The 3,932-nt window shown below is 47.6% G+C and carries 2 protein-coding genes and 1 pseudogene; all 3 read left to right on the forward strand.

The window, feature by feature from the left end; all coding sequences use genetic code 11:
* Positions 1-799: polysaccharide biosynthesis/export family protein (locus tag ACMJ0U_RS01215; protein ID WP_417127632.1), on the forward strand; the 799-nt coding region annotated here is incomplete at its 5' end.
* A 13-nt stretch (positions 800-812) separates the two neighbouring features.
* Positions 813-3,218: a GumC family protein gene (locus tag ACMJ0U_RS01220; RefSeq protein WP_417127634.1), complete on the forward strand. Its 2,406-nt coding sequence runs from the start codon at positions 813-815 to the stop codon at positions 3,216-3,218.
* 204 nt (positions 3,219-3,422) lie between these two features.
* Positions 3,423-3,932, forward strand: a pseudogene (locus ACMJ0U_RS01225) (lipopolysaccharide biosynthesis protein); the annotation flags it as partial.

Below are 3,932 nucleotides of genomic sequence, written 5' to 3' on the forward strand. Positions count from 1 at the left end.
GATGAAGATACGCAAAGTATTCTGTATGCTGATGTTGTCCACCCTGCTGGTGAGCGGGTGCACGTCTTACCAGAAATCGCTCTACCTCCAGAACGAACAAGTGCTTAACGAATCCCTCCAGGGACAGCTCTATGACTTCCGCATCATGCCCAAGGACGAGCTTACTATTTTGGTAAGTACCACCGACCCTGAGGCATCGGCACCTTTTTACCGCAAAATCGGGCAGAACAAGGAAAGTTCTAGCAATTCAAACGTAGGAATGGATGGGGCCAAACTGCTGGTTTATCTGGTAGACAACCAGGGCTACATTGATTTTCCCGTATTGGGCAACCTCAAAGTAATGGGCCTGACCAACCGTGAGTGTGAAGCCCTGATCCGTGAAAAGCTCCAGCCTTATCTCAAGGAAGTGCCCAACGTCACGGTGCGTACCTCCAACTACAAATTCAGCGTACTGGGCGAAGTAGGCAAACCCGGCACCTATACCACCGATGCCGAGAAGGTCACCATCTTTGAAGCCCTGGCACAGGCGGGCGACATGACCCTCTTTTCGGTACGCGATGACGTACAGTTGCTTCGCGAAGACTCCACGGGCATACGCCGGGTATACCACCTCGACCTCACCCAGGCCAATGTGGCCCAGTCGCCCTACTTCTATTTGCAGCAAAACGACGTGGTCTATGTAAAGCCCACCAAAGCCAAAGTTAACTCCAACACCTTCAGCGGCAACGCCTCCATGTGGCTGACCTTGCTGAGTGTAGTTACCTCCATCACCACATTTGTACTGGCATTAACCAAATAACACACAAAAACCTATGGCAGAAGAAACCAAAAACTACCTGCTGGAAGATGAAGAGACTTCCGGCTTCGACTATAAAGCCTTTTTAATTAAACTTCTGATGTACTGGCCCTGGATTGTGGGCTGCGTGGCTGTGGCCCTGATAGGCGCCTTTTTCTACCTCAAGACCCTGACGCCTCTCTACACCGTCAGTTCTTCCGTGCTCATCAAGAACGAAAGCAAAGGAAGCACAAACGGGACAGACTTAGCCGATTTGGGCTTTGTCACCTCTTCTACCCAGAGTTTTGACAACGAACTGGAAATCCTGCGTTCGCGCACCCTGATAAAAAAAGTGGTCACGGCCCTCGACCTCTATGTCAGCTACTCCGTGCCCGGTCGTTTCCGTAACACCGAACTTTACAAGCAGTCGCCTGTCAAGGTATGGGTCACCCCCGAAGAAGCCGAACGCATGGAGTATGCCCAGGTGCAGATGTACTTCCGTAACCAGCAACTCTGCGAAGTGCTGGTAGAGCACGAAGGGCAAGAGTGGAGGAAGACCGTGGAAAACCTGCCTGCCGTATTTTCTACCCCCGTGGGCGTATTCACATTCTCGGCTGCCGATTCCACCCTGCAAACCATCCAGCCCGTACCCGAAATCATTCAGGCCACCGTGGTATCACCCAATGGGGCAGCCGCCGACTTCCGCAGCCGGCTGGCAGTCAGTCCCAGCAGCAAGTCTACCACCATTGCCCAATTGACCTTCACAGGCAGTCAGGTGGCCCGCGGAACTGATTTCCTGAACAAGTTGGTCGAACTTTATAATGAAGAAGGAAATAACGACAAAAACGAGGTAGCCGCCAAGACCGCTGAATTTATCGACGAGCGTATCCGTATCATCAACAAAGAACTCGGTACTACCGAAAGCCAGCTGGCCAGTTTCAAGCAGCGGGCAGGTGTAGTAGACCTCACCGCCGATGCCACCCAGGCCGCCGGTGAACAAGCCAGCTACGAACGCGCCTATGCCGAAAACGAAGTGCAACTCAGCCTGGTGAACCACCTGAAGAACCACATCCTTGGTGAAAGCAGCCAGTATGAAGTGATTCCCGCCAACATCGGCCTGAACAACAGCGACCTGAACACCGTGGTGCAGAACTACAACCAGATGCTGATTGAGCGCAAGCGCCTGCTGCGCACTTCGCAGGAGAACAACCCTGCCGTACAAAGCCTGAATGCCAGCATCGAGGTGATGCGCAACAGCGTAATGGGTGCCATCCAGACGGCGGAGAAAGGCTTGCTCATCAACCGTCAGGCTCTGCAAGCCCAAACCCGGAAATTTGCCGGCAAGGTAAGCAACGCCCCCGTGCAGGAAAAAGAATACCTCAGCATATCACGCCAGCAGGAAATCCAAGCAAACCTCTACCTGATGCTGCTCCAGAAACGCGAGGAAAACAACATTACCTTGGCTTCTACCGCCAACAACGCCCGTGTCATCGACGAACCCCTGGCAGGCGGACAGATTTTCCCGGCTCCCTCGCAGACTTACATGCTTGCTTTTGTTCTGGGACTAGCCCTTCCTGTAGGATTAATCTTCCTCTGGGGATTGCTTCAGTTCAAAATCCAGACACGCGGTGATGTAGAAAAAATCACGAACCTTCCCATCGTAGGCGATATTCCACTTACTACAGAAACCGCTGAAGGCGCCATTGTGGTACGCGAAAACCGCAACGAACTGATGGAAGAAGTATTCCGCTCCGTACGCACCAACATCCAGTACATGCTACAGGGAGAGCAGAAAGTGATTCTTTTCACTTCCACCACTTCCGGCGAGGGAAAGAGCTTCAATGCCGGCAACCTGGCATGCAGCTTTGCCTTTATGGGCAAGAAAGTAGTGATTGTAGGGCTTGACATCCGCAAACCCGGACTGAACAAAGTATTCCAGCTGTCCCATAAAGAAGCCGGTATCTCACAGTATTTGTCCGACCCAGAACATGCAGACCTGCTTAGCTTATGTCAGAAATCTACGGTTTCACCTAACCTCTACATTCTGCCCGGTGGTACCATCCCGCCTAACCCTACCGAACTGGTAGCACGCCAGGCACTCGACGAGGCCATCCAACAGTTAAAAGCACATTTTGACTATGTGATATTAGATACCGCCCCTATCGGTATGGTGACCGACACCCAGCTCATTGCCCGTGTAGCCGATTTGAGCGTATATGTATGCCGTTCGGGCTATACTGCTAAGAGCGAATTTAAGCTGATTAACGAGTTAAAGCAGGACGGTAAACTGCCCCACCCTTGTGTATTAATTAACGGCATCGACATGAACAAGCGTGAAACCGGCTCGTACTACGGCTACGGTAAATATGGTAAGTACGGGCACTACGGGTATGGTAAAAAATATGGCTATGGCTACGGATATGGCTATGGCCAAAAGAAATAGCTTCAATGAAATCCGTCCCTTTACTAAGAAATTTTAATTCTATTCATTTCATACAGAGCACTGAGCTCTTCTTTTAATATAGCTATCAAGATACATAAGAAGACGATACTATATATTAATTAAAACAAAACATTAAGTAGTAAGAGACATTCTGTATTAGGATAAAATCAGTACAACATATAGTTTTTTAAGAATATAAACTTAATGGGAAACATAGAGACCTCCAATAACAAAAGGTTAGCTAAAAATTCAATGATGCTCTATTTACGTATGTTCGTAAATATGGGTATTAGTTTATATACATCTCGATTAATTCTTAATGCACTAGGTGAAACCGACTTTGGAATCTATAATGTGGTAGGAGGTATTGTGGTTATGTTCACATTCATAAATGGATCCATGAACAGCTCAACATCCCGTTTTTTAACAATTAGTTTAGCAAAAGGAGATATTCAAAATTTAAAACAAACTTTTAGTTTTACTATTACGATTCATGCGATATTAGCATTTATCATTTTACTTTTAGCTGAAACTATTGGATTATGGTTCTTATACTATAAAATGGTCATCCCAATAGAAAGAATGAACATTTCTTGTATTCTATACCAATTATCAGTAATAACTACAATGATTAGTATAATGAGTGTTCCATATAATGCCTCTATTATTTCTCATGAAAAGATGGGAGCTTTTGCCTATATTAGTATTTCAGAT

Source organism: Phocaeicola sp. (assembly GCF_048170425.1).
Classification (GTDB): Bacteria; Bacteroidota; Bacteroidia; order Bacteroidales; family Bacteroidaceae; genus Phocaeicola.